Below are 2,285 nucleotides of genomic sequence, written 5' to 3' on the forward strand. Positions count from 1 at the left end.
ACGCTGGACCGACACCGAACCACCCACCGCCGCCCAACACGGAGATCAAACAGCCAGTTCCCCTATATGAGTGCACTGTGGTTGACACATCTCGAACTCCCAGCGCTGGGCGTAGAGTTCGGCCAGTTCGGCGGCTGGGGCCTCGTCCGGGTCGAGGATCGTGGTGATGAGCCGGTAGACGCCCTCGTGGCCGGTGATGGCGTACTCCACCGCGCGTACCGGAACCCCGCGACGGGTGTGGTGGATGTCGCTGCGGTCGAAGATCTCCGTGAGGTAGGAGCCGTCCGGGAGTTGTTCAACCACAGGCAGTACGAGATCTTTGCGGACTCTCCACAGCAGGTCAGCCCCGTACGCCGCGGCCTTGCACCACAAGTCCATGCTGTAGAAGCCACGATCGGCCAGCAGAAGCATCCCCGACCGCAGGGACGACAGGACCGTCCGGGCCAGAGTCTGGAACCCGGCGCCCACCCGACGTGACTGTGAGGATGATCGGGTGCCGCCTCGGGAGGTGGTTTGACCCGCGACGCGACTGGCCTCGTGCCCTGCGTGCTGATCTGTCGACCACGCCGGAGGCGGGGCTTGCTGCCGCCGGACCGGTGGGCGTGTCCCGATAGACATCTCGGGATGTGAAGAAGTCAAGCGGCAGCTGGCATTGACGAGGACATAGGCGAGTTGAAGGCATGTTCTTCGTCGAAGAGGACCCGCTTCTGGAGACAGTGGAACAGCTGGCCAAGCAAGCGGTTGAACAGGTGCCGCTGTGCTTGTGCGTGCCAGTCGCCGACGTCGCGGCGGTGGCGGTAGTGGGCCTGAGCTCCGGGCGATGAGCGCAGAGAGGAGAAAGCCCACAGATAGCCGGCGTGATGGAGTCGGTTGTTCTTGACCATGCGGCGTCCGACGTAGTGCTTCTTGCCGGAGGCGCGGGTGATCGGTGCGGATCCGGCGTATGCCTTCAGGCCGCGGGCGTCGGTGAAGCGGTTGCGGTCGTCGCCGGTCTCGGCGAGGACACGTGCCGCGAGCTGGACACCGAGGCCAGGGAAGCTGAGGAGTATCTCGGCATCGGGATGATCGGGAAAGCTGGCATCGACTGCTTCGGCAAGATCTTCGCTGGCCTGACAGGCCGCTTCGAACTGCTTCAGCAGAGCGAGACGCTGCTTGCCGAAGGCGCCCTCGACGGCTGCGGGTTGGTGAGCGTTCGGCCCGCAGGACACCGCGCAGGCGATCAGCCTCTTCTTCGATGCCGCGGGCACGACCGGCGCGTTTGAGCGCGGAACGCAGCTGGCTCAGAGACAGCCGTGCAGCCTCGGTGGGCGTCGGCGCCTTGGCCAGGATGATGCGGGCTTCTTCGCGGGCCAGGCCGCCCTGCTTGGCCAGGAAAGCGTCGAGGGCGGCGGGGTAGTACTCGCGCAGCAGGGAGCGGATCTGGTTGCCAATCTGCTGGCGGTTCCAGACCGCGTCCTGCTGAGCCCGAGCCAGCACCGCGATGGCCTGGGCCTGGTCGGAGTCCGCTGGCAGCGGCCGGTGAACAGCCATGTCGGTTCGGAGGATGTTCGCCAGCACGAGGGCGTCACCCGGGTCTGACTTCTTGCGGGACACACCGTGGCGGTCACGGTAGCGGGAGGCAGCGAGAGGGTTGATCGCGCGAAGACCTTGCGGCTGCCGGTCCGCAGGACTGCTACGAGCAGGCCACGACTGGTCTCGATGGCCACAGGTATCGGCGACCCGGGGCGGTCACCGTGTTCGGCCAAAAGCTCCAGCAACGTCCGGTAGCCGGCCGCGTCATCGCTGATCCGCCGCTTGGCCAGTAGTTCGCCGGCCTCATCGACCAGCGCGACGTCGTGATGCCTCTCTGCCCAGTCGATCCCGCAGAACACAGTCATACGTTCTCCCATCCTCGACTTGTTTTCCCACGTCACGAGCTCATGCGGGTCACGCGGCGTCCTAATCCCAGGACTCGATCGGTCCGCCATCTCGGTAGCCGTTCGCGACACCAGCGCACCCCAGGAGCCTCTGTCTGCGCCAGAGCTCGCGGCTCGAGGAGGTGGACAGGAGGTCGCCCTGCGGCGGGCTCGCGCCACGACGACAACGGACGGCATGCGCTGGTGGGTTTCACGGGACGTGGAGACGCCGGAACCGCACCGCTCTCTCGTGAGGCCTCCCGGCCAGGGAGATTCCCAGGCGTCTGCCTGGCGTGGTGGCGTCCCGCCGAGTGGTGTAGCCGATCAAGCTGGTGGAATCCGCAGGTCGCGGCCCGAATTGCCTCGCCAGATGCCATGTTGGGGATCGCC

General features: G+C 66.4%; 1 protein-coding gene and 1 pseudogene. Both read right to left on the bottom strand.

Annotated elements, in window-relative coordinates:
* Nucleotides 1-45: 45 nt before the first annotated feature.
* Entirely contained in the window at nucleotides 46-468 is a 423-nt protein-coding gene (locus tag ABZ453_RS51045) for a transposase (RefSeq protein ID WP_359026903.1), read from the bottom strand.
* Nucleotides 469-635: 167 nt separating this feature from the next.
* Nucleotides 636-1,889: pseudogene (locus ABZ453_RS51050) on the bottom strand (IS110 family transposase).
* Nucleotides 1,890-2,285: the final 396 nt, after the last annotated feature.

Origin of the sequence: Streptomyces sp. NPDC005799 (genome assembly GCF_040630525.1) — a bacterium.
In the GTDB taxonomy this organism is placed as follows: domain Bacteria; phylum Actinomycetota; class Actinomycetes; order Streptomycetales; family Streptomycetaceae; genus Streptomyces; species Streptomyces griseorubiginosus_B.